Source organism: Pseudomonas sp. c313, from assembly GCF_055407145.1.
Genome location: NZ_JBUZRD010000009.1, coordinates 63,869 through 87,254, shown reverse-complemented (window position 1 = coordinate 87,254; position 23,386 = coordinate 63,869). Strand labels below are relative to the sequence as shown.

18 protein-coding genes and 3 pseudogenes are annotated in these 23,386 nt (G+C 54.8%); 15 read left to right on the top strand and 6 right to left on the bottom strand.

Annotated elements, in window-relative coordinates; genetic code table 11:
• Positions 1-59: 59 nt before the first annotated feature.
• The 3 genes from ACZRKZ_RS21535 to ACZRKZ_RS21525 all read right to left on the bottom strand — a co-directional run bounded on the left by ACZRKZ_RS21535 (position 60) and on the right by ACZRKZ_RS21525 (position 3,327).
• Entirely contained in the window at positions 60-1,391 is a 1,332-nt protein-coding gene (locus ACZRKZ_RS21535; protein WP_463982698.1) for a tyrosine-type recombinase/integrase, read from the bottom strand.
• 296 nt (positions 1,392-1,687) lie between these two features.
• Positions 1,688-2,851: a tyrosine-type recombinase/integrase gene (locus ACZRKZ_RS21530; protein WP_463982741.1), complete on the bottom strand. Its 1,164-nt coding sequence runs from the start codon at positions 2,849-2,851 to the stop codon at positions 1,688-1,690.
• The gene (locus tag ACZRKZ_RS21525) at positions 2,737-3,327 is read right to left on the bottom strand and encodes a helix-turn-helix transcriptional regulator (protein ID WP_463982697.1); all 591 of its coding nucleotides are present in this window, start codon (positions 3,325-3,327) and stop codon (positions 2,737-2,739) included. The genes ACZRKZ_RS21530 and ACZRKZ_RS21525 overlap by 115 nt, the downstream gene beginning before the upstream one ends.
• A gap of 20 nt (positions 3,328-3,347) precedes the next feature.
• Between ACZRKZ_RS21525 and ACZRKZ_RS21520 the strand changes: the two genes are divergently transcribed.
• The 3 genes from ACZRKZ_RS21520 to ACZRKZ_RS21510 all read left to right on the top strand — a co-directional run bounded on the left by ACZRKZ_RS21520 (position 3,348) and on the right by ACZRKZ_RS21510 (position 4,514).
• Entirely contained in the window at positions 3,348-3,716 is a 369-nt protein-coding gene (locus ACZRKZ_RS21520; RefSeq protein WP_463982696.1) for a hypothetical protein, read from the top strand.
• Positions 3,717-3,766: 50 nt separating this feature from the next.
• Positions 3,767-4,198: a hypothetical protein gene (locus ACZRKZ_RS21515; protein ID WP_463982695.1), complete on the top strand. Its 432-nt coding sequence runs from the start codon at positions 3,767-3,769 to the stop codon at positions 4,196-4,198.
• Between the two features lie 61 nt (positions 4,199-4,259).
• Positions 4,260-4,514 carry a hypothetical protein gene (locus tag ACZRKZ_RS21510; RefSeq protein WP_463982694.1) on the top strand — a complete coding sequence of 85 codons (255 nt, stop codon included), beginning with the start codon at positions 4,260-4,262 and terminating at the stop codon, positions 4,512-4,514.
• A gap of 606 nt (positions 4,515-5,120) precedes the next feature.
• Here the strand turns inward: ACZRKZ_RS21510 and ACZRKZ_RS21505 are convergent.
• Together ACZRKZ_RS21505 and ACZRKZ_RS21500 are read right to left on the bottom strand one after the other, a co-directional pair.
• Positions 5,121-6,152: pseudogene (locus ACZRKZ_RS21505) on the bottom strand (tyrosine-type recombinase/integrase); the annotation flags it as partial.
• Between the two features lie 203 nt (positions 6,153-6,355).
• Positions 6,356-7,267: a LysR family transcriptional regulator gene (locus tag ACZRKZ_RS21500; protein WP_463982693.1), complete on the bottom strand. Its 912-nt coding sequence runs from the start codon at positions 7,265-7,267 to the stop codon at positions 6,356-6,358.
• 127 nt (positions 7,268-7,394) lie between these two features.
• Between ACZRKZ_RS21500 and ACZRKZ_RS21495 the strand changes: the two genes are divergently transcribed.
• The 4 genes and pseudogenes from ACZRKZ_RS21495 to ACZRKZ_RS21480 all read left to right on the top strand — a co-directional run bounded on the left by ACZRKZ_RS21495 (position 7,395) and on the right by ACZRKZ_RS21480 (position 12,087).
• Positions 7,395-8,702 (top strand): MFS transporter, encoded by a 1,308-nt coding sequence (locus ACZRKZ_RS21495; protein WP_463982692.1) that lies wholly within the window; start codon positions 7,395-7,397, stop codon positions 8,700-8,702.
• A gap of 26 nt (positions 8,703-8,728) precedes the next feature.
• The gene (locus ACZRKZ_RS21490; RefSeq protein WP_463982691.1) at positions 8,729-10,234 is read left to right on the top strand and encodes a M81 family metallopeptidase; all 1,506 of its coding nucleotides are present in this window, start codon (positions 8,729-8,731) and stop codon (positions 10,232-10,234) included.
• Between the two features lie 388 nt (positions 10,235-10,622).
• Positions 10,623-10,877: pseudogene (locus ACZRKZ_RS21485) on the top strand (transposase); the annotation flags it as partial.
• A gap of 373 nt (positions 10,878-11,250) precedes the next feature.
• Positions 11,251-12,087, top strand: a complete 837-nt coding sequence (locus ACZRKZ_RS21480; protein WP_463982690.1) for an EamA family transporter — start codon at positions 11,251-11,253, stop codon at positions 12,085-12,087.
• Here the strand turns inward: ACZRKZ_RS21480 and ACZRKZ_RS21475 are convergent.
• The gene (locus ACZRKZ_RS21475; RefSeq protein WP_463982689.1) at positions 12,071-12,940 is read right to left on the bottom strand and encodes a LysR substrate-binding domain-containing protein; all 870 of its coding nucleotides are present in this window, start codon (positions 12,938-12,940) and stop codon (positions 12,071-12,073) included. The two genes, ACZRKZ_RS21480 and ACZRKZ_RS21475, sit on opposite strands and share 17 nt — an antisense overlap.
• 487 nt (positions 12,941-13,427) lie before the next feature.
• Here ACZRKZ_RS21475 and ACZRKZ_RS21470 point away from each other — a divergent pair, with 487 nt between their 5' ends.
• From ACZRKZ_RS21470 to ACZRKZ_RS21435, 8 genes and pseudogenes are all read left to right on the top strand, one after another.
• Positions 13,428-14,594 (top strand): 2-aminoethylphosphonate--pyruvate transaminase, encoded by a 1,167-nt coding sequence (locus tag ACZRKZ_RS21470; RefSeq protein ID WP_463982688.1) that lies wholly within the window; start codon positions 13,428-13,430, stop codon positions 14,592-14,594.
• Between the two features lie 276 nt (positions 14,595-14,870).
• Positions 14,871-16,214, top strand: coding sequence for an MFS transporter (locus ACZRKZ_RS21465; protein WP_463982687.1), 1,344 nt, complete (start codon positions 14,871-14,873; stop codon positions 16,212-16,214).
• Between the two features lie 39 nt (positions 16,215-16,253).
• On the top strand, positions 16,254-17,081 hold the full coding sequence (phnX, locus tag ACZRKZ_RS21460; protein ID WP_463982686.1) for a phosphonoacetaldehyde hydrolase: 828 nt from the start codon (positions 16,254-16,256) through the stop codon (positions 17,079-17,081).
• A gap of 75 nt (positions 17,082-17,156) precedes the next feature.
• On the top strand, positions 17,157-18,677 hold the full coding sequence (exaC, locus tag ACZRKZ_RS21455) for an acetaldehyde dehydrogenase ExaC (protein WP_463982685.1): 1,521 nt from the start codon (positions 17,157-17,159) through the stop codon (positions 18,675-18,677).
• A gap of 152 nt (positions 18,678-18,829) precedes the next feature.
• Positions 18,830-19,855, top strand: a pseudogene (locus tag ACZRKZ_RS21450) (HAMP domain-containing protein); the annotation flags it as partial.
• A 144-nt stretch (positions 19,856-19,999) separates the two neighbouring features.
• On the top strand, positions 20,000-20,713 hold the full coding sequence (locus ACZRKZ_RS21445; RefSeq protein ID WP_463982740.1) for a methyl-accepting chemotaxis protein: 714 nt from the start codon (positions 20,000-20,002) through the stop codon (positions 20,711-20,713).
• 138 nt (positions 20,714-20,851) lie between these two features.
• Positions 20,852-22,807: an acetate--CoA ligase gene (gene acs, locus ACZRKZ_RS21440; protein WP_463982684.1), complete on the top strand. Its 1,956-nt coding sequence runs from the start codon at positions 20,852-20,854 to the stop codon at positions 22,805-22,807.
• Between the two features lie 117 nt (positions 22,808-22,924).
• The gene (locus ACZRKZ_RS21435) at positions 22,925-23,377 is read left to right on the top strand and encodes a VOC family protein (RefSeq protein WP_463982683.1); all 453 of its coding nucleotides are present in this window, start codon (positions 22,925-22,927) and stop codon (positions 23,375-23,377) included.
• Positions 23,378-23,386 lie beyond the last annotated feature (9 nt).

Here is a 23,386-nt window from a genome sequence, read left to right as displayed (position 1 = left end):
TGTAATCGTGTCCTTGTGTAGCGCTGCTAGTCTTTTCTCAGGGCGGTTGGAGTGGCTGTCTATATCAGGCTGGATAAATGCTTGCCGAGAACTTCCCAAGCCTCCGCCATTTCTTTAGCATAGCTATGACGCTGATAAGTGCGTTTTACCTTGTTTTCCTCTGTGTGGTTGAGGCAACGTTCAGCCACTTCAGGAAGCACGCCAATAGCAGTCATAATCGTCGCGCCTGTACGCCGCAGGTCATGAGGCGTCCACTTTCCGCCTGGTAGCAACAGTGCTTGGGCTTTGGCGCTACGTCGGCTCATTGAGCCTTGTTCCGGAAGGCGCTGGCGATCTCCCAACTGCTTGGTTACCGTTTTAGGGCATACATGGTCAGTTATGTAGGTGTTCGGGTAGCACCAAGGTGATAGGCTATTAATCTGCTTTACGCGCTTGAAGTGGTTAATGGCAAAGTCTGAAAGAATGATGCTGTGCGGTTTGCCGTTTTTACTATTCTCGGACGGAATCAGCCAAGTGCTTTGCTCTAGATCGATATGCTCCCATCGAGCGCTCAGGAGCTCACCAATTCGACAGCAGGTCGATAGGGCAATCCAGATTGCAGCTTCGGTGGTGACTAGCAGTCCTGCATCAGGGGCTTTCTTAGCAAGCAGCTTGATTTCGTCATCACTCAGTACTCGGTCGCGTTCAGTGTCTTTGCCGCCTATCTTAGCTTTGCGGATACTGGCACTGGGATCGTGCTCAATAAGGTCGCGGTCTACGGCAAAGCGGAACATTTGACGCATAAGCGAAAAAACCATCTTGGCCATACGGTTTACACCGCGAGCGAGGAGGGCATCTGTTACCTCGGTGATATGACCCTTTTTCACATCAGCGACAGCCAAGTCGCCCAAGAAGGGCAGAACGTCCTTTTCAAACATCCGACGAGCCTCTGCACCCTTGTCCTTGCGGTTGATGAGATCAACCCTAGCCCAGTGCTCGAATAGGTCGGTAACAGTCTTACGTGCCGCTTGGCGAGCTTGCTCGGCTTCGGCTTCTGCTTTCTCGGCGGTGAGGCGTGCCAATTCACCATCTCGGGCTGCGATACGGGCAGCTTCCTCGGCATCCAGATGTTCACGTAAGTTGCGAGTTCCACTTTGGTAGAGGCGTGACCACTCTCCAGCTTTAGTTCTTGCTTCCTTGAGGGTAAGCCCATCAGTGCCAGTGGCGTCATATGCGCCTATGGGCAGAAACACCCTTCCACCGCTGGTGTCGGTATACCTGAAGTAAAACAGGCGCTCGCCATCTGGGCGAAGACGTGCCATGAATCGGCCGCAGCCGCGAGGAGCATCCTCGATCAGCCAGGTAGGTTTGGCTGGTTTTGCGTTCATCTGTTTGTCGGTGATCGTCGCCACTTTCGCTTCCCCAGAAAGGCCAGGCTCCAGATGGTCACCGTTGGGTCACCGTTTCTCGCTGGCTTTGGTAGAATGCTATCGGAAGCGGTTGGACTGTGTAAACTGCGTTGGCCTAGTAAATACAATGCTTTAGGCCTTGTTCCTGGATTTTTTTAGACTGGATTGGATTGTGGTTTACCTTTATGGGGTGCTAGGGGTCGAGTGTTCGAATCACTCCGTCCCGACCATATTTTTCAATGACTTAGCCGAACTCTAACCAGTTCGGCTTTTTTATGCGTAGGGACTTTTGCGGGGGATCATCCCGTTTTTCTCCTCAAGATGGTCAGTGCCGGTCCACGCGAATCCGTGGTCGACGCTTTGTTGGCCGCTTCGATCAGTTGCCCAAGCTCTGCGGTAGAATAGTGGCTCGTAATGCTGCCGTTCTTGTGCCCAAGTAATGCCTTTCTATCCTCCAGTGTCACGCCTGCTGCACGCAACCTTCTGCCAAAGGTGTGTTTCAGGTCGTGAACCCGGATTGATATGAAGCCAGCCAAGGCCGGTTTCAGGTGCCTCTCTTGCCAGACCTTCCCGGCACGGATTCTCGCTTTCTTCCAGGCCGAGTCGTTCATGCGGTGCATTGCTGTACCGTCGTAAGGGAAAACCCACTCCTTACTCTGGCCGCGCTGTCGATCAATTACCGATCTTGCCACGCCATTCAGCACCACCAGGCGATCCTCGCCATTCTTTACGCCCGACGTAGCGTTCCGACCGCCAAAGCTGGCCGGTATCAGGAACACGCTGGTTTCAAGCTCGGGCACGTATATCTCCCAATCCCAGCGCAGCTTGCAAACTTCCTGCTCCCTGGTGCCGGTATTCACCTTGAACATGGCCATCCGCTGCAAGTGAGCGGGCAACTCGGCAAACAGCACCGACTGCTCATCCCATGAAAGCGGGTAAGGCTTTCGGCTGCTGACCTTCTCGTCCAACATTCGGATCATCGGCACCGACTCCAGCCATGGGCGCCTTTCATCGTCCCGCCACTTCCTGTGGCAAAGGTTCAAGATCCTGACGACACGCTGCAGGGCAATGTTGACCGTCCTGTTCGATACGCCTGGCTTTACCTTCCCCGTTGCCGTCCTACTCGGCGTCTGCCGCTCCTTGATGAACTTGGCCAGAGTGCCGTCATCGATGTGCGTGATTGGCAGATCACCAATGTACGGGTCGAGCTGTTCAATATGCGAGGCGGACAGGGCGATTGATGCCTGGTCCTTGAACTCCACCAGGAAGCGGGTGGCAGCTTCGCGCCAGGTTCGCACCTGGCGCACGCCGTAGACCTTCTCCTGCCTGAGCTTTTCCAGCCGATGAATCAGGTACTGCTCGGCTTCCTCTCTCTCGCTTGTTCCAGTGCTTTCTTGAAGTCGGCTACCTCTGACGACTTTGTCGATGTGCCAAATCCCGTTCCTCTCGTAGAGGCCCGACATTGTTTTTCGCGCCATTGCTTTGCTCCTTGGCGCCCACTGCGGGGCGGATTGTTGTCCTGATCGGCCTTCTTTTCAATTGCCATGCGTTCGATGTAGGCGTCTGCCCACTGGTCCAGGTCATGACGGTCGAAGGCAACACCCTGTTTTCCAATGGGGAATTCACGGACGTAGGGGCGGACGGTTTCATCGAAAACTGCTCGACACATGCCGAGGTAAGTAGGTGCGTGTTTCACCCGGATGAAGCGGGGCGCGGTCTCTAGGACCGGCGCCAGCTTTGTGTTGGCCATAGGGATGCCTCGCCACGCCGTTGCCGGGTGGATTGATTGAAAGGGGGAGGGAGTTACGCCCGCGTGAAATTCAGCAAGACCATTCACGCCGTTGATGCTGATGAGATTGAAGAGCTGCGCGGCAACCATGAAAACCTTGAGTGCAATATCGATCTTGAGGACTGCATCGATATTGAAGAATTCGAACACATCGAACTGACGGTGAAGCCATGACCACCAACCAAACGATTGACGGCGTGCCGCGTGAGCAAATGGCATGCATGCCAGTGGATCGCAGCTACGACGTCCGGGCGAAAATGATCATTGCATTCAACGAAGCCAGGAAGAGCGGCGGTGATTTGGATGACGCGCTCGACGCCGCATACAAGTCAGCCCTGCGCTATTCGCCTAACCCACTGAGCGCCGAGCAGCCCGCGCCGGTAGCGGTGGTGCTGCCCGAACAACTCACAGATGCCGAGCTTGAAGAGCTTGAAGTGATTGAAGCGCTGCTATCAGGGCACGGTCTTAGCAATCTCGCTGGTTCAATGGCCTCGGCCCGCCAGTTTATAGACGAAGTAACCCGCCTCAACACCAAGTAACCCCTCCCCCTTCAAAGTCAGCCGCTATAGCGGCAAGGACGAACTCGACCATGGAAAAGATAAAAATCGGCCCGGACCATTATCGCTACGTCGACGAGCTCGACCCTAAAGGCCTGGAAGTTACCTGCAAAAAGTACGTGGTTATCGGCGAAACCGAGCAGTGCTGGTACATCGTGGACGAATTCCACAACAACCTTTTTGGTGGCTCGCAGCGTGAATCCCTGCTGAAGCAGTACCGCAAGCGCGTGCTGAAGGATGGCGGTGAGCACGGCCGGCGGTTCGCCTATACCGACAAGGCCCTGGCGCTGCGCTCTTACAAGCAGCGTAAGTCTTGGCAGGTGCGCCATGCCCAGCTATCGCTTGAGCGCGCCCAGGCCGCCATTGCGTATTTCGGCGATACCAGGGCCGACAGCGCGGTGCCACCCGACAGCCTGATTGTTCCGTGCGAATACATCCAGGCCATGAATTGGAGCGAATGCTGATGATCATCCCAGTAGCCGCCCTCCTATTCATGGCCTGGAACATCTACAAGGGGCCGAGGCCATGAAACGATTCTTCCGTCGCAAGGTTGAGGCCTGGCTGATCCTGCTGGCCGCCTGGATATTGAGCGGCCGCAACGTGCACCGTTCCGCTGTCGTGTCCCGCCGCGACAACAACGACATGTTCGGTATGGCCGAACAACTCGAAGCCATCGCCAAGCGCATCAGCAAGAACTGCCCGTACCCGCGCTTTAAAGTTGTTGGCGTTCGATTCCGCTGGTGCACCGGTCACGTCCAATCTCACCCTGGACCAGCTTGAGCAGCAACCTGCGCTGGCATTGGCGTCGGCTGCCCAGGCCGCAGCATCAGCCGCTGCGTCCGCAGCCTCGGCAGGACAATCAAATGTTAGTAAGGATGTTTCTGCCATCTACAGCGCCTACTCCCAAAAATGGGCGGTAACTCCTGAGAACGTCCAGATAACTGACCCAAATATTTCTACGCCCCCAGGTAGTTACTCGTCGCTCCACTGGGCGGCAAAGGCTGCCGCCAGTGCTCTCGCTGCTGCTACAACCCTTTTGAGTGCGGTACTCAAGACTGGCGCGCAGACCATGGCAGGGCCGCTTACGGTCACTGGCGGAATTACATCAATCCCTTTCAACAAGGTTTATGTAAGTCCGCCGCAAGCGCAGCTAAGTGCCGCCGGCGCAACTTTGGCTCACGGTCTTGGCGTGGCGCCAAAAATGATCAGGGCAGTATTGATCTGCACGGTTGCCGAGTTCGGGTTCCCGGTGGGATTCCGTATGGAGATTTCTCCGGGCGTCACATCGGCAGCTAACAGTCAGGGGATATCAGTAGGCTCTGACGCGTCCAGTTTGCATCTCCGATTCGGATCGAGCGCATCAATACATGCGGCGATTAATAACACTTCCTCGGTCACACCAGCGGCACGCAAGCGCCTACCGAAAGAATGCTTGAGGTCGTGGATGCGGATTCGCAAAAAACCGTCATGCGCTGGCCTCAAGTACTTTTCCTGCCACTTCTTCGCCGCCCTGATCCGCGCTTTCTTCCATGCCGAGTCATTCATGCGGTGCACAGTCGTTTCATTCCCTTCGCTATCTGGCTTGCCAAACGGAAACACGAACAGCGGATGCTTGCCTCGCTGCTTCTCGATGACCGACTTGGCCACGTTATTCAGCACCACCAGGCGTTCATCGCGGTTCTTCACTCCTGCCCGAGCACTCCGGCCACCAAAATTGGCCGGTATCAGGAATACGCTCGTCGCCAGTTCTGGCACGGCAATCTCCCAATCCCACTGAAGTTTGCACACCTCCTGCTCCCTGCATCCCGTGTTGACCTTGAACATCGCCATGGTTTGCAGATGAGCGGGCAGTTCGGCGAACAAGATAGACTGCTCTTCCCACGAGAGCGGGTAGGGCTTGCGACATGTCGTCTTCTCATCCAGCAGCGAGATCATTGGCACTACGTCCAGCCAAGGCCGGCGTTCATCATCCCGCCACTTGCGTGCGCACAGGTTCGGCACCCTGATCACCCGCTGAAGGGCGATATTCACCGTCCTGTTCGTTACCGGCTTTCCCATCTCCGGTGCTAGCTTCGAGCGAATGTAAGCAGCCAGACTGTTATCGTCGACGTGCGTGATCGGCAGGTGGCCTATAAACAGGTCGAGCTGCTTCATATAGGTTGCTGATATATGAATCGAAGCCTGATCCTTCACCTCAAGAAGGAACTTGATAGAAGCCTCCCGCCACGTCCGCATCGTCCTGACGCCATAGATCTTCTGTTGCCTCAACTTCTCCAGCATATGGATCAGATACTGCTCAGCTTCCGCCCGGTCACAAGTGCCAGTACTCTCTTGAATTCGCTCTCCTCGGTATTTTTTGTCGATTTTCCAGATGCCGTTCGGCATTTTTTGGAGGCCTGTAATTGCTTTTTGGGCCATGGTTCTGCTCCTTTGGCTTCCACATGGCGCTCGCTGCGAGGCCGATTGTTGTCCTGATTCGCTGCCTTTTCAAAATACGTGGACGCCATCGCCAATGCGGGAGTTCGGAAGGTGTGTTGGCGGGACGCTTACTGCTAAGGTGATGGCTTTGAGGAGCTTGAAAAGTATTAGTGTCTCGGCTTGTATGAATTTATCTTCGGAATTTATTTATTGAATATAAATATCCGTTCTTTGATCCATTTTATAAGTTCTTCTGCACCAACAGATTGGGGCTTTCTTTTTTTAACTAGAAGACGAGCATATATGTTTTGGAATAGTGGGTGATCGATTGATCGAGTCACAAGATCTCCGCTGATCATATCGTTAAAGGCGGAAAATTCGCTCATCATCGTTACCGCATCTCCGCTCATCACATAACGTCGGAGGGCGGTGAGAGAGTTCGTTACCATGGCCGGTCGAATGGATAGATTTTCTGTATGGGTTACGAGCTGAATAATCTGTCCTAATCCATATTGAAGCGGCATCACAGCTAACGGGTAATGCAGTATCTCTTCAAATTTCAGAGGTTCACTGAGATGCGTAAGCGGATGATCTGATCGCATGAGCAATCGAACAGGTTGTAGTGAGGATGCGCGGTAAATGACTTCAGGATGCGCCGGTGGATTGTACGCGAGGCCGATATGGGCAGCGCTCTGAACCACTTCCTCCAGAACGCTCTTGACCGGAAGCACATCTAGACTGATACGAATACCAGGATAGGTGGCGGTGAAATCCCTCAAAACATTGTCGATCAGCAAGTCGATGAATCCCTCGCTGGTAACGATACGGACTTCACCCTCCCTTAACCCCTTCAATCCTCGCAAGCGGTCTTCAAGATGCTCTTGTTGTGCCTGGCAGCCACGCCAGAACTCAAGGAGAAGGTGGGCTGCTTCAGTAGGAACCACGCCACGTGCTTGCCTTTCGAACAATACAGTTTCCACTTCCTCTTCCAGAAGTTGGATTTGACGGGTAATAACTGAAGGTGCCGTGTTCAGGTTTTCGGCTGCCCCACGAATTGAACCGCTGGACAGAACCTCATAGAAATACCGCATTCGGCGTTGATTCAGATCTCTCACAAAAAATCCTCCCCTTGCATAACCGTTGCCCTCAGAGCAACGATAGCATCAAAAAGTTGCTGTTGCTTGCCTTGCCATTCAGCCTGAATATCAATAGCACAATAAAAACGCCTACAGCGGAGGCAGTATGCAAAAGTGCATCAATCCATCGAGCGAGCTATCGACCATCTATCGGAAAATAGACTGGCGGTTATTACCCTTTTTGCTCCTATGTTACGTGGTGGCGTATCTGGATCGGGTAAATGTGGGATTTGCCAAGCTTCAGATGCAAAGCGATCTAAGTTTATCTGACGCTGCTTATGGACTTGGTGCCGGAATTTTTTTCATAGGCTACGCCTTGTTCGAAACCCCTAGCAATTTGCTATTGCCCAAGATCGGAGCGCGCAAGACGCTCAGCCGGGTAATGATTTTGTGGGGTATTACATCTGCATGCATGGTGTTCGTAGAAAGCGAGAGATCATTTTACGTGCTGCGTTTTCTCCTCGGAGTCTTTGAGGCGGGTTTCGCTCCCGGAATGATTTTTTACCTTACCTATTGGTATGGGCGTGAGCGGTTAGGCAGAGTGATGGCAATCGTTATGCTTGCGGGGCCTCTGGGCGGCATATTTGGGGCACCTTTGTCCGCGTGGATCATGACCACCTTCGCAGGTTTCCACGGCTTGGCTGGATGGCAGTGGATGTTTTTTCTGGAGGCATTACCGGCTGTAGTGTTAGGTCTCATAGCGTTGAAAGTTCTTAGCGATAAACCCGCGGTCGCGCCTTGGCTGAGTGCGCGTGAAAAACAAGTGCTGAATGCGCATATCGGTGAAGGGCAGGGAGCCCACCATTCATTTGTACAAGTGTTAAAAGACCCACGTGTGTATCTAATGGCGGCTGGTTATTTCTGCTTGATTTGCGGAATTTACACAATGAGCTTTTGGCTGCCATCCATTCTGAAGGACGCAGGTGTTCAAGGTGTCATGCAGATCGGCCTGTACTCAGCGATTCCATATGTGGGTGCGATGGCAGGGATGTTGGTCTTTGGTCGTACATCAGATTACTTTTTTGAGCGGCGTTGGCATACCGCTGTACCGGCGTTAATTGCAGCCATTTGTTTAATGGGGTCTGTGATTTACAAGAATGAGTTTGTTTTTGCACTCACTTTCTTGACGCTTGCTACGACCATGATGTGGGTTGCTTATACAGTGTTCTGGGCAATTCCTTCGCAATACTTCAAAGGTGACACTGCTGCGGGTGGTATCGCAGTTATTAACACCATTGGGTTAACGGGCGGCTTTCTCAGTCCCACGGTGATCGGTTATGCCAAGTCCATCACTGGCAACTCTGATGCAGGTCTTCTGGTCATGGCTGCAATTCTAATAGTGGGTTCATTGATACTTGCAGCCAACAAGCCGCAACGTGTTCAGCAAAAAGCTTGCATTACACAGCCTGTCTAAAAATTTCAACGAGGCGTTTAATAGCCATGACATATCGAATTCTGATCGCTGGTTTTCAACACGAAACAAATACGTTCGCGCCCTCCAAAGCTGAATATGAGAATTTTGTCAGGGGTGAAGGTTTTCCTCAGATGGTAAGAGGCGTTGAGATGTTGGAGCTTCGGAATGTTAATATTCCGGCAGGCGGGTTTCTGATTGAAGCAGAGCGCTTGGGCTATGAAGTAGTCCCGGTGATCTGGGCTGGAGCCAGTCCATCCGCGCATGTTACTCAAGAGACCTACGACCGCATTACCGATGAAATCATAAAGGCCGCTGCAAACGAAGCAATCGACGGTATATATCTAGACTTGCATGGCGCGATGGTTGCCGAACATACGGACGACGGAGAAGGAACGCTCCTAGCTCGGCTGCGAGCTGTTGTCGGCCAGGATATTCCGATAGTCGTATCTTTGGATTTACACGCTAATGTTACTGAGTTGATGCTCAACCACGCAGATGCAATGGTTGCATTTCGTACTTATCCCCACGTGGATATGGCTGATACTGGCGCACGAGCCGCCAAATTACTTGAATTGCGGCTCCGTTCGGGAAAACTGCATTGCGAGAGCCTGCGACTCCCTTTCCTGATCCCGATAAACGGGATGTGCACGCTCATGGATCCAGCACGAAGCCTTTACGAGCAATTAGAACACCTTGAGTCCGAAGGTCTTTCATTGTCATTTACTCCAGGCTTTCCGGCTGCTGATTTCGAGGAGTGTGGGCCGGTTATCTGGGGTTATGGAACAGACAGGCAAGCGATCAAGGCTGCTGTCGCTGTCCTTTATAAAAAGGTAGTGGGGGAGGAGGATCAGTGGGAAGTACCTTTCCTGCTCCCGGACGAAGCAGTGCTCCGAGCAATGACATTAGCAGAAACCGCTCAGCGTCCAATCGTCATTGCCGATACCCAAGACAACCCGGGAGCAGGCGGGGATTCGAACACAACAGGAATGCTTAAAGCACTCATTAAACACGGTGCTACTAATGCCGCCGTAGGATTGCTTTATGACCCGGCAGCAGTTCAGTCCGCCATTGCAGCCGGGGTAGGCGGTTTCATTGAAATAGCGCTGGGGGGACAGTCGGGTGCACTGGGCGATAGTCCTTTGCAGGGGCGCTTTGAAGTAATGCATCTATCCGATGGCCGCTGTCGTTTTGCAGGCCCCATGATGAATGGCATGGAGGTTGATGTGGGGCCTGTTGCATGCTTGAAAATCGGGGGAGTGAAGGTTGCTGTTAGCTCTGGTAAATGTCAGATGCTGGACAGGAATTTGTATCGGATAGCAGGTATAGAACCCGAGCAAATGAGTGTACTGGTTAACAAAAGCTCTGTTCATTTCCGGGCCGATTTCGCGCCGATTGCCGACCAAATACTCGTTGCCAAAGCGCCTGGGCCCATGACAGCGGATCCTGCGGACATTCCGTGGAAAAGACTTCGTGAGGGAATCCGGCTAAAACCAAACGGGCCTTCATTCCACAGCCCTGAATACCGCGCTTAATGACCATAATGCAATTTTAGGTGTTGAACGACATTAACGTAAACGGCGTAAGGGGACGTTCGCCAGGATTAAAAATACTTCCTGATCCATCTGGAGCCAGAAAGATGGATTACACCAGTAGATAAGATGAAAGGCATTCCAGTTGTGCATATTAAGTTGATGCATTCGCGTTAGCAAACGCTGCGTGGGGTTCGTGTGTGCTGCGTTGGCGTGGAAGATTTCTTTGTTGCTTCTGTTACTTAAAAATTATAAAAAATCGGAGCGTTATAAGTGAGCGTAAATAAAATATCTGCAACTTTGATGTTTGGCAGCATCCCCGGTGTCAGGATAGTTGTCGCCTCTCCGGTTTTTCCTAAAAAAGCATATCGGGGGCGGAAAGAGACTGGTCGTGCCGTACTATTCACCTGAACGCAGAGCCGCATTACTCAAGATGCTGCTTCCCCCACTGAACCTGTCGATGGCCGAGGTTTCCCGGCGCGAAGGGGTCAGCGAAATGTCTTTGTCCAACTGGCGCAAGCAGCTCAGTTCTGAAGGAAGTGCAGTGTCCGAAAACAAGCAATCGGCTCAGAACTGGTCAGCCGAAACCAAGTTTGCTGTCGTCCTTGAAGCGTCCGGTTTGTCCGAGATCGACTTGGGCGAGTACGGAAGTTAGCTCGCTTGGATTTGCGTGTATCACGCACAAAAATGACCAGCAAATATAAAACTGAAAAAAAACAGCTACATAACGAATTTGGCACTCATTGATTGGAGTTATATTGTAACCAATAGCTATTAAAAACAATTAGATAGAATGATCCCCGCGTCCGGGATACATCTGCTTTCACTGCGCAAAAATGCCTATGAATCCATAGGTCTTTTGCGTCTTAGGACCGAGCCCGGGGCCGTGAAGGTCGATTACCAACGAACTGAGTCGAGATGGATAAATCAGTTCTACTGATACCAAACCACCCAATAACCGATTGGATTGATGAGTTTGTGGTTGGCATGCTGGCGGCTTTCCTAGAGTGAGCCACCCCATGTCCGACGCCAATCTGGCCACACTGCTGGTACTGATTTCTGCCTTCATGCACGCCAGTTGGAACGCCGTTGTCAAATCCAGTAACGATCGACTCTCCTCGATGGCAATGGTCGACAGTGTCGCGTTTATTGTCGCGTTGATCGCCTTGCCCTTTGTCGAGGCACCTGCAGTGCCGGTATGGGGGCTGATCGGGCTGTCCGTCGCGGTCAACCTGTTCTATCGCTACTTCTTGATCAGGGCTTACCACTTTGGCGATTTCGGCCAGGTGTACCCACTGGTTCGCGGTTTGCCACCTTTGCTGGTGGTGGTGTTTGCGACCCTGTGGCTTGGGGAGACCTTGTCACCGCTGGGCTTGACTGGCGTAGTTATCTTGTCGCTTGGGGTTCTTAGCCTGTTACGCGTGACAGAACAGTGGCAGGCGCCGCGTAATGCTTTGGCCGCTGGCGTGTGTGTGGCCTTGTACACGGTCATTGATGCTCAAGGGGTGCGGAGCGCTCAGGGAGTGCTTTCTTATCTGGTGTACTTCACCTTGATACTTAGCGTGCCGATCCCGCTTTTTGCCGCGAGGCGACGGCGCCAAGCGCTGCTCCAGCATGTGCAGGGCCATTGGCGAGTGTCGGTGTTTGGTGGGCTGACCTACTGCGCAGCATATGCGCTGGTGCTCTGGGCGATGACTCTGGAAAACGTGGCGAAAATCGCCGCATTGCGCGAGAGCAGTGTGATCATCGGCGCGGTGATTGCCACGCTCCTGTTCAAAGAGCCATTCGGTCGTCGTCGATTGATTGCCGCCGTTGCCGTTACCTTGGGCATTGTGCTGATCAAGTTCGCCGCTTGACGAAGCGTTTTTGCGCCACTTGCAGGAAATCGTCAATCAGACGTGCAGCGCGTCGCTCTTTCAGGCAGTAGAGAAACTCGTCGAGCAAGGCGGCTTGATGAATCGTCACGATGCGTAACTCCTGACTGTCAGGCACTTCGTTGCGAGCAATGATGCTCACCCCGATGTTACGCAACACCGCCTCCCGAATGGCCTCCCGACTGCCAATCTCGATGACGTTCTCAAGCTTGATCTGTGCTTGTACAAGCATGTCTTCAGTGAGTTGGCGGGTGTGAGAGCCGTGTTCCCGCATGAGCACACAATGATGTTCGATCGAGCTTAAAGAGATGCGGCTTTGGTTCGCCAGCGGATGGCTTCGATGAGCTACTAGTACCAACGGATCTTGCCCCAATGGCAGACAAAACAGTCGCGGGTCAGTCAGTTGCTGAGAGGACGTCACCAGATCGACCCGGTACTCATCCAGCGCATTAATCATCTGTTGTGAGTTGCCCAACTCCAGACTGACTCGCACTTCATGCTGTTCGCGAAAAGCTTTTAACAGATCCAGGATGTAGTAGGGCGCGGTGGCACCGATGCGAAGTTTCCCGGCTTTGCTGCTGGCGTTGGTCAAAAAGAATTCGATGTTCAAACCATGGGAGATCATCGGCTTGATCAGTGGCAATAACCGGGTACCGGTCTCGCTGAGAGTCAGACGCCTGCCACCCCGATAAAACAGCTCGACTGCAAACTGACTTTCCAGCTGGCGAATCTGGTTGGTCACCGTGGGTTGGCTCAGCCCCAGCTTCCTGGCGGCGAGGGTCACGCTGCCTAATTGGGCAACCATGTAGAAAGCTTTGAGTTCCGATTCAAGCATTATTCGCGCTCTGGCTTTAGGTCGACCCGGTCGAATAGGCCAGGAAGTCAGTAGCTATCTTAATGCCTGAGTTTGAGTTGTGCATACGCCTGATCACTTGCGACATGCGGAGTTCGATGTCGACGATGACATTGGTAGGCAGGTCGCTCAAATCGGTTACTCCAAGGTCCGCATCGGAAAAACCAATACCATTGATGAGAGTCGATCATTACGGGACCTGAAGACAGCGTCTAGTGGCCTTGTCGCGCAGAAGACCTATGGATTCATAGGCAATTTTGCGCTGCGGAATTCGATGCTTCCCCACCAGAAAATTCTTCCTATCTCATTGTCTTTACTGACTATTAACTAACATTGCTTTCGAGCGGATGAGCGCTGAATTCATTATCGGGCTGTTTTTTTCAGTTTTCTGTTTACCGGTCATTTTTCTGCGTGATAAATCAAATCCAAGGCATCACTCCTCACAACAACAAAACCGCCGGAGAAGATCATGACCAAAGCCGAGTTCCCGATGACCCAGCCACTGGAAAAACCTGCTCTGGGTGAACCTTACCTGCTGACACCAGGCCCCCTGACCACCTCCAAAGCGACCAAAGAAGCCATGCTTCGCGATTGGGGTTCATGGGATGGTGCCTTCAACCAAGTCACCGCCGAAGTTCGCCAGAACCTTCTTGGCATGGCAGGGGTGCAGGACGACAGTTTTGCTTGCGTGCCGCTGCAAGGTAGCGGTAGCTACTCAGTAGAGGCGGCGCTGGCCACCGCCATCCCGCGTGATGGCAAAGCGCTGGTGCTGATGAATGGCGCTTATGGCCAGCGCGCCACCAAAACGCTGGAATACCTTGGCAGGGCATACATCACTTTAGACAAAGGTGACTACCTGCCGCCGCAGCCTGATGAAGTCGATGCTCTGCTCAAATCAAATCCGGATGTGACCCACGTCTTTCTGGTTCACTGCGAAACCAGTTCCGGCATCCTCAACCCGCTGCGTGAGATTTCCGACGTGGTAAAGGCCCACGGCAAAAGCCTGATTATCGACGCCATGAGCACTTTCGGCGCTGTGCCGGTAACCGTCAAAGACATTGCCTTTGATGTGCTGGTGTCTTCGGCCAACAAATGCATCGAAGGTATTCCTGGCTTCGGCTTCGTGATCATCCGCCGCTCGGTATTGGAGTCTGCCAAGGGCCGAGCCAACTCCCTGTCCCTGGACCTCTACGAGCAGTGGGTCTACATGGAGCGCACCGGTCAGTGGCGCTTCACTCCGCCAACTCACAGCGTGGTGGCCTTCCACAAAGCCCTCGAACTGCACACGATCGAAGGCGGAGTGCAGGGTCGTCTGGCGCGCTATACACGCAACCGCGACGTCCTGGTGACCGGCATGCGTGAACTGGGATTCCGGACCCTGCTGGAAGACTGCTGGCTGTCGCCGATCATCACCACTTTCTTTTGCCCCGAGCATCCAAACTTCGAGTTCATGCGCTTCTACGATGAGCTCAAGACCCGCCAATTCATCATTTACCCGGGCAAGCTGACGGAGGCCGAAAGCTTCCGCATCGGCTGCATCGGTCAGATCGACGAATACATCGTCCACCAACTGCTACGCGCCATCGCTGACAGTCTTGTCGCAATGGGCGTGGACATGCCAAAACCGGCAGCCTGATCGACCCCTTTTAAGGTCTCTGCCGGTTCGAGCCAAGGTCTATGGGTAGCGCCTTGGCGGCAGGGATCTTTTTTTTAAAACCATGGATACGGTGACTTATCGCTCGGCAGCGCCGGGCAGGAGTCAGCGACCGCAGTCATTTATAACTTAAAGCCTGATGCCACTCTCACGGTCATCTAATCGATGTCGTGCGTTTGGACAGACTTGTGCACCGAAAACAAAAACAAAAACCGACCAATTTGCGCTGTCTGGCACCACATACGGGATCAGAACACCATGAACAAAAACACCACAAGCCCTCTCGCAAGCGGCTGGAAATCTCTCCAGCGTTGGCGCGTGCAGGTTTTCCTCATCACCTGGGTGGCCTATGCCGCCTTCTACTTCACCCGCAAAGCTTTCTCTGTCGCCAAGCTCGGTATTGGCGAGGACCCAAGCTTCATGCTCGAAAAGGCCATGATGGCCAATCTCGACGCCCTCTACTTGGCCGCTTATGCCTTAGGCCAGTTTCTTTGGGGCAATTTTGCCGACCGCTTCGGACCGAGGATCGTTGTGCTCAGCGGCCTGGTTATCTCAGCGCTGGCGGCACTGCTCATGGGCACCTATGCCACTTTACCGATATTCGTCTCCTGCATGCTGGTACAGGGCCTTGCTCAGTCCACCGGCTGGTCAGGCCTATGTAAGAACCTCGGCAGTTTCTTCAGTACTGGTGAACGTGGCCGTGTAATGGGTTACTGGTGTACCTGCTACGCCTTTGGCGGTCTGGTGGCAACTCCGTTTGCCGGTTGGTGGGCCTATCAGGTCTTCCACGACTGGCGCATGTCGTTCATCAGCAGTGCTGTGGTAGTGCTGGTGGTGGCGGTATTGTTCTTTTTCCTGCAACGCAACCGGCCGGAGGACGTAGGTCTGCCTCCTGTCGAGATCGAGATCGACCCCATCAGCAACGTCATAGTTCCGCGCGAAAGTATGTGGGCTGGCTTGCGCGCAGTGATGAAAAATCGAACCGTGCTGATTCTCGGCCTTGCCTATTTCATGCTTAAGCCCGCGCGCTATGCAATTCTCCTGTGGGGCCCAGTAATCATCTACGAACGGATGCCTGAGATCGGCAAAGTCGCATCTGCCATCGTACCCACCGCCTTCGAATTGGCGGGCCTGGTGGGCCCGATCCTTATCGGTATCGCATCAGATAAGTACTTCGGCGCTCGTCGTATGCCGGCCTGTGTCCTTAGCCTGGTTGTCCTCACCATCTGCCTGGGGCTGTTTGTCCCCGCGATGCAGAGCGGCAGTCTTTACATGGTGGTCGGCCTGCTATTCATGATGGGCCTGACCCTCTACGGGCCGGATTCGATGTTGAGCGGCTCGGCTGCCATTGATTTCGGTAGCAAGGACGGAGCGGCCTCCTCCGCAGGCTTCGTCAACGGCTGCGGTTCGGTAGGTGCCATTCTTGGCGGCTTGCTGCCCGGCTACTTCGACACCACCACCATATTCCTGGTGTTCACTGCCTCGGCGCTTCTGGCCAGTCTGATATTGGTGCCCTTCTGGAACAGCCGCCCGAAAACAGTGGAAAACGCGCAGTTGGTATCGACCCCGGTACAACCGGTCATCGCCGGCACTAACAGCTGAACTCGTACTACCAACTTACCCTTCGCTGGAGCGATCATCATGCACTACAAACAACCTACCCAACTGCAAGCCGTGGTTCTGGACTGGGCGGGCACCGTCGTTGACTTCGGTTCTTTCGCACCGACTCAAATCTTCGTCGAAGCCTTCGGTGAATTCGGCGTTGCCGTCTCCCTGGAAGAAGCGCGCGGTCCGATGGGCATGGGCAAGTGGGATCACATCCGCACGCTGTGCAACGAGCCACAGATCGCCGAACGTTACCGGGCCGCCTTCGGCCGCCTGCCAACTGATGAGGATGTCACCGCCCTCTACGAGCGCTTCATGCCGTTGCAGATCGAAAAGATCGCCCTGCACTCGGCGCTGATTCCCGGTGCTCTCGACACCATCAACACCTTACGCGACAACGGCCTGAAGATCGGCTCATGTTCCGGTTATCCGGCTGTCGTCATGGCGAAGGTGGTGGAGCTGGCTCGGAAGAACGGCTACGTCGCCGACCACGTTGTAGCGACCGACGAAGTGCCCAATGGTCGCCCGCACCCGGCTCAGGCCTTGGCTAATGTTATCGCCTTGGGCATCAGTGATGTCGCGGCTTGCGTGAAGGTCGATGACACCTGGCCCGGTATTCTCGAAGGTCGTAGCGCGGGTATGTGGACCGTCGCGCTGACCTGCTCCGGCAATGCACTCGGCTTGACCTACGACCTGTACAAGGCGCTGTCCTCCGACAAGCTGGCCGAAGAACGGGCGCGCATCATCAAGATGTTCGAAGGTTCTCGCCCGCACTATCTGATCGACACCATAGTTGATTTGCCGGCAGTCATCGAAGACATCAATGCCCGCCTGGCACGTGGAGAAACCCCTCAGGGCTCCTGACCCTGTAGGGCTTGTGCAATTGACAGTGGCCGTCCCACGGGCGGTCGCAACCAAAAACAATAAGAGAACCCCACCATGAACTACGCCCACCCAGGCACTCCCGGTGCCATCGTTTCCTTCAAGTCCCGTTACGGTAACTACATCGGCGGAGAGTTCGTCGCGCCGATCAAAGGTCAGTACTTCATCACTACCTCGCCCGTGAATGGCCAACCGATTGCCGAATTCCCGCGCTCCACGGCCGAAGACATCGACAGGGCCCTGGACGCGGCCCATGCGGCGGCCGATGCCTGGGGCAAAACCTCGGTGCAGGACCGCTCTTTGGCGCTGCTGAAAATCGCCGACCGCATCGAGCAGAACCTCGAACTGCTGGCCGTCACCGAAACCTGGGACAACGGTAAAGCCGTGCGTGAAACCCTCAACGCCGACATCCCGCTGGCCGTGGATCACTTCCGCTACTACGCCGGTTGCATCCGTGCGCAGGAAGGCAGCTCGGCCGAAATCAACGAACACACCGCGGCCTATCACTTCCATGAACCGTTGGGCGTGGTCGGGCAGATCATCCCGTGGAACTTCCCGATCCTGATGGCGGCCTGGAAACTCGCCCCGGCCCTGGCCGCCGGTAACTGCGTGGTGCTCAAGCCGGCCGAGCAGACGCCACTGGGCATTACCGTGCTGATGGAGCTGATCGGCGACCTGCTGCCGCCGGGCGTGCTGAACGTCGTGCAAGGTTTTGGCAAGGAAGCCGGCGAAGCGCTCGCCACCAGCAAACGCATCGCCAAGATTGCGTTTACCGGCTCGACCCCGGTGGGCTCGCACATCATGAAATGCGCCGCCGAAAATATCATCCCGTCCACCGTGGAGCTGGGCGGCAAGTCGCCGAACATCTTCTTCGCCGACATCATGGACGCTGAAGAAACCTTCATTGAAAAGGCCGCTGAAGGCCTGGTGCTGGCGTTCTTCAACCAGGGCGAAGTCTGCACCTGCCCGTCCCGCGCACTGGTACAGGAGTCGATCTACGACGACTTCATGAAAGTGGTGATGAAAAAAGTCCTGCAGATCAAGCGGGGCGACCCGCTGGACACCGACACCATGGTCGGCGCACAGGCGTCCGAGCAGCAGTTCGACAAGATTCTTTCGTACCTGGAAATTGCCAAGGGCGAAGGCGCGGAGCTGCTGACTGGCGGCAAGGTGGAAAAACTCGAGGGCAACCTGGCGACCGGGTATTACATCCAGCCGACCCTGCTCAAGGGCACCAACAAAATGCGCGTGTTCCAGGAAGAAATCTTTGGCCCGGTGGTGAGCATCACCACCTTCAAGGACGAAGCCGAAGCCCTGGCCATCGCCAACGACACCGAGTTCGGCCTGGGTGCCGGCCTTTGGACCCGTGACATCAACCGCGCCTACCGCATGGGCCGCGCCATCAAGGCCGGTCGTGTGTGGACCAACTGCTATCACCTGTACCCGGCGCATGCCGCGTTTGGTGGTTACAAAAAGTCTGGCGTTGGTCGTGAGACCCACAAAATGATGCTCGATCACTATCAGCAGACCAAAAACCTGTTGGTGAGCTACGACATCAATCCGTTGGGGTTCTTCTAACCCCGCGCGAAATCCTGTGATGCTGAACCTGTAGGAGCTGCCGCAGGCTGCGATTTTTTTGATTTTAAAGATCAGGATCAACAGATCGCAGGCTCTTACAGGAACGGTTGCTCACGTACGAATTGATTGCTATCGAACCTTCGGAGTCCTCGATGAAAATCCGTTACAAGGTAAGCCTTGTGGCTGCCTGCGTGCTGTTCATAACAACCAGTTTGCTGTCTCTGGTCCAAGTCAGTCAGGTTCGTACCATTCTGCGCACGCAAGTCGAGGAGGGCATCTCCCAATCGAGCAATGCCGTGGCACGGCAGATAGAAAACTGGCTGAACGCGAAACTTCGGCTGATGGACCTGACGGTCCAAACCGTCGACAGCCAGTACAATCCGCAAGCCACTCAACGCATCATCAATTCCCCAACACTGAAGAATGAATTCGAGCTGGTTTTCGGTGCGCTGGAGTCCGATGGCAAACCTATCAAGAACTCTGCCTCCTGGAATCCAAAACCTGACTACGATGGACGCTTACGCCCTTGGTATGCGACCGGTAAAGGTGCTACGCAGGCCGTTCTAACCGAACCCTACAAAGACTCCACTACCGGGGACATCCTGATTTCGGCCGTTGCCAGGATCACCGATGCCAATCAGTTTGTCGGGGTGCTAGGTGGGGACCTGCGTTTGAATACGGTGGCCGAGGCCGTCAATACGCTTGATTTCAGTGGGGCTGGCTATGCGTTCCTGTTAAGTCGAAACGGCAACATCATTTCCCACCCGGACGCCCAGCTAAACGGTCAATCCTACACAGAGATTTTCGGTGGGGCCCAGCCTCCACTGAACGGTCAGATCCAAGAGATCAAGGTAGGACATAAGACACTTCTGGTGTCCTTCATACCGCTTTCCCGGCTCAAGGGTATGGATTGGTATATCGGGGTTGTACTTGACCAGGACATCGTTATGGCCGCAGCCCATGTGCTGAGCTGGCGAGCCGTCATGGGTACCGTGCTCGGTGTGATAATCAGCCTGCTTCTGTTAGGCCTGTTAGTGAAGCGACTGCTCTGGCCACTGCAGCAACTCCAAGAGTCGCTCGCCGATATCAATCGCGGGGACGGCGACCTTACCCGGCAATTACCCGTGCGTGGCGATGATGAAATTGCAAGGGTCTCCGGAGAGTTCAACCGGTTTCTGCAGAACCTGAAAACGCTCATTGGTGATGTGAAGAGCAGCTCGCAACAAGTCCGCGAGAGCACCGCAACCACTTCATCTGAAGCGGATCAGGCGGCCAACCGTGTACAGATCCAGTTGCAGGAGCTGGATCAACTGTCCACCGCCATGCAGGAGATGGCCTCGACCGCCGAAGACGTTGCGCGAAATGCTCAAGCTGCAGCTGTTGCGGCGATCGCTGCCAACGAGGAAACCGAAGACGGAGTGGCGCTGGTCTCCAAGTCAACCGGGGCGATCAAGCGTCTGGCTGAGGAGATGGACAGTACAGGTCATGCCATCAATGAGTTGTCCACGCTCAGTCAAAGCATCGAATCAATCGTGGCGGTCATCACCAGCATCGCCGACCAAACCAACCTTCTTGCGCTCAATGCAGCCATTGAGGCGGCACGCGCTGGTGAATCGGGACGCGGGTTTGCTGTGGTGGCTGATGAGGTGCGCTCACTGGCTTCACGCACTCAACAATCCACTCAGGAAATACGCCTGATGATTGATCAATTGCAGACGGGTGTGAAACACGCCCAAGTGCGTATGCAGCAGAGCCGCGACACCGCCAGTAAGACTGCAGGGGATGCCTATGCAGCAAATGAAACGCTCGAGCGCATACGTGAAGCCATTTACCGCATCAATGATATGAATCTGCAGATTGCCGCTGCCGCTGAAGAACAGAGTGCTACGACCGAGGAAATCAATCGCAACACGACCAACATCCGCGATATCAGTCTTGAAGTATTCGGCGGTGCCGAGAAGCAGGTCCGCCAATGTTCAGTGATGGGGGAACATGTAGGCGAGCAAGACAGACTTCTCAGCCGTTTCAGGATTTGAAGTACGCAATTGAATGACATTACCCCTGGCTAAATACGGCATCGGCCGCCGCGAAAGGCGGCCCGTATCAATGATGAATGACTATGTAATGCGCAGTTTCAGATCACAAAAAACAACTATTCCACCGAGGTAAGAAAGATGAGTGCGGCTTCTTTGTATCCCGTTCGTCCCGAGGTAGCAGCCAATACGCTGACTGACGAGGCCACCTATAAGGCCATGTACCAGCAGTCGGTCGTCAACCCGGACGGCTTCTGGCGCGAACAAGCCCAGCGCCTCTACTGGATCAAGCCTTTCACCACGGTGAAGCAGACTTCCTTCGACGATCACCATGTCGACATCAAATGGTTCGCCGACGGCACCCTGAACGTTTCCTACAACTGCCTCGACCGTCACCTGGCCGAGCGCGGCGATCAAATCGCGATTATCTGGGAGGGCGATGATCCGGCCGAGAGCCGCAACATCACCTACCGCGAGCTCCACGAACAAGTCTGCAAGTTCGCCAACGCCTTGCGCGGCCAGGATGTGCACCGCGGCGACGTGGTGACGATCTATATGCCGATGATCCCCGAAGCCGTGGTCGCCATGCTGGCCTGCACCCGCATCGGCGCGATTCACTCGGTGGTGTTCGGTGGCTTCTCGCCGGAAGCCCTGGCCGGTCGCATCATCGACTGCAAATCCAAAGTGGTGATCACTGCCGACGAAGGCATTCGTGCCGGCAAGAAGATCCCGCTCAAGTCCAACGTCGACGACGCGCTGACCAACCCGGAAACCAGCAGCATTCAGAAGGTCATCGTGTGCAAGCGCACCGGTGGCAACATCAAGTGGAACCAGCATCGCGACATCTGGTACGAAGACCTGATGAAAGTGGCGGGCAGTGTCTGCGCGCCGAAAGAGATGGGCGCTGAAGAAGCGCTGTTCATCCTCTACACCTCCGGTTCTACCGGCAAGCCTAAAGGCGTGCAGCACACCACTGGCGGTTATTTGCTGTATGCGGCCATGACCCACGAGCGCGTGTTCGACTACCGCCCGGGAGAAGTCTACTGGTGCACCGCCGACGTCGGCTGGGTCACCGGCCACACTTACATTGTCTACGGCCCGCTGGCCAATGGCGCGACCACGGTGCTGTTCGAAGGCGTGCCGAACTACCCGGACATCACCCGGGTGGCGAAGATCGTCGACAAGCACAAGGTCAACATCCTCTACACCGCGCCAACGGCGATCCGCGCAATGATGGCGGCGGGTAACGCTGCAGTCGAAGGCGCTGACGGCAGCAGCCTGCGCCTGCTGGGTTCGGTGGGTGAGCCGATCAACCCGGAAGCCTGGGATTGGTACTACAAGAAGGTCGGCCAGTCGCGCTGCCCGATCGTCGACACCTGGTGGCAGACCGAAACCGGCGGCAACATGATGAGCCCGTTGCCGGGCGCGCATGGCTTGAAACCTGGTTCGGCGGCTCGTCCGTTCTTCGGCGTGGTGCCGGCGCTGGTGGACAACCTGGGTAATATTCTGGAAGGCGCCGTTGAGGGCAACCTGGTGATTCTCGATTCGTGGCCAGGCCAGGCGCGCACGCTGTATGGCGACCATGACCGTTTCGTCGACACTTACTTCAAGACCTTCCGTGGCATGTACTTCACCGGTGACGGTGCCCGTCGTGACGAGGATGGTTACTACTGGATCACCGGTCGCGTGGATGACGTGCTGAACGTTTCCGGCCACCGTATGGGTACCGCCGAGATCGAGAGCGCGATGGTTGCTCACCCGAAAGTCGCCGAGGCCGCGGTGGTGGGTGTGCCGCACGACATCAAGGGCCAGGGCATTTATGTGTATGTGACCTTGATCGGTGGCGAAGAGCCGAGCGAGCAGCTGCGCCTGGAGTTGAAGAACTGGGTGCGTAAAGAGATCGGGCCAATTGCTTCACCGGACGTGATCCAGTGGGCACCGGGGCTTCCGAAGACGCGTTCGGGCAAGATCATGCGGCGGATTCTGCGCAAGATTGCGACCGCTGAGTACGATGGGTTGGGGGATATCTCGACTCTGGCCGACCCTAGCGTGGTACTACAACTGATCGACACGCACCGGAGCATAAGCGCTGCCTGATAATTCAGGCGTTTTATGGAGGCTGTTTAATCCAGGAAAAGGATTGGCACTCTCGACTATCGATTATCCGGATTGGCCGTAATATGTTTTCCGGACAGGGGCGATTGGAGCCTATCGATGTTTATCGATCACGTCACCCTGCGTACCCGAGACCTCCGTGGGACTCGCGACTTTATGATGCAAGTCTTTGATCTGGAGGAAGGTCGCCGTCCCATTGAAAAAAGCACAACCCTTGGCCATTGGTTGTACAGCAATGGTGAGCCTCTGGTTCATATCATCGAAGCGCGCGGCCAAGGCCTGCTGCGCGCCGCCGAACTTATTGACCATGTCGGTTTCCGAATGAAGGACTACGACGTGTTCAAGGCAAAGCTTGAGCACCTTGGCATTGCCTACAGAACGACTGAGATCCCGACCCTTAACGAACGGCGCATTTTTTTTACGCACCCCCGGCTGGCAGTTGCTGGAAACCGTTTTCCCTGGCCCCTCGTTGAAACAGAGTTGAAAGACGATTTTTTAAACGCTACGGGAGGCACACCTGTGACGACTACATCCAAGATACCTTTCAGGTAGGGATTCTCT

What these genes read in the sequence shown, in the direction of transcription:
- ACZRKZ_RS21530 (WP_463982741.1), bottom strand. Translation starts at nt 2,851, where the DNA reads ATGTCGGGCCTCTACGAGAGGAACGGGATTTGGCACATCGACAAAGTC.
- ACZRKZ_RS21520 (WP_463982696.1), top strand. Translation starts at nt 3,348, where the DNA reads ATGACCACCAACCAAACGATTGACGGCGTGCCGCGTGAGCAAATGGCA.
- ACZRKZ_RS21515 (WP_463982695.1), top strand. Translation starts at nt 3,767, where the DNA reads ATGGAAAAGATAAAAATCGGCCCGGACCATTATCGCTACGTCGACGAG.
- ACZRKZ_RS21510 (WP_463982694.1), top strand. Translation starts at nt 4,260, where the DNA reads ATGAAACGATTCTTCCGTCGCAAGGTTGAGGCCTGGCTGATCCTGCTG.
- ACZRKZ_RS21495 (WP_463982692.1), top strand. Translation starts at nt 7,395, where the DNA reads ATGCAAAAGTGCATCAATCCATCGAGCGAGCTATCGACCATCTATCGG.
- ACZRKZ_RS21490 (WP_463982691.1), top strand. Translation starts at nt 8,729, where the DNA reads ATGACATATCGAATTCTGATCGCTGGTTTTCAACACGAAACAAATACG.
- ACZRKZ_RS21480 (WP_463982690.1), top strand. Translation starts at nt 11,251, where the DNA reads ATGTCCGACGCCAATCTGGCCACACTGCTGGTACTGATTTCTGCCTTC.
- ACZRKZ_RS21475 (WP_463982689.1), bottom strand. Translation starts at nt 12,940, where the DNA reads ATGCTTGAATCGGAACTCAAAGCTTTCTACATGGTTGCCCAATTAGGC.
- ACZRKZ_RS21470 (WP_463982688.1), top strand. Translation starts at nt 13,428, where the DNA reads ATGACCAAAGCCGAGTTCCCGATGACCCAGCCACTGGAAAAACCTGCT.
- ACZRKZ_RS21465 (WP_463982687.1), top strand. Translation starts at nt 14,871, where the DNA reads ATGAACAAAAACACCACAAGCCCTCTCGCAAGCGGCTGGAAATCTCTC.
- phnX (WP_463982686.1), top strand. Translation starts at nt 16,254, where the DNA reads ATGCACTACAAACAACCTACCCAACTGCAAGCCGTGGTTCTGGACTGG.
- exaC (WP_463982685.1), top strand. Translation starts at nt 17,157, where the DNA reads ATGAACTACGCCCACCCAGGCACTCCCGGTGCCATCGTTTCCTTCAAG.
- ACZRKZ_RS21445 (WP_463982740.1), top strand. Translation starts at nt 20,000, where the DNA reads ATGCAGGAGATGGCCTCGACCGCCGAAGACGTTGCGCGAAATGCTCAA.
- acs (WP_463982684.1), top strand. Translation starts at nt 20,852, where the DNA reads ATGAGTGCGGCTTCTTTGTATCCCGTTCGTCCCGAGGTAGCAGCCAAT.
- ACZRKZ_RS21435 (WP_463982683.1), top strand. Translation starts at nt 22,925, where the DNA reads ATGTTTATCGATCACGTCACCCTGCGTACCCGAGACCTCCGTGGGACT.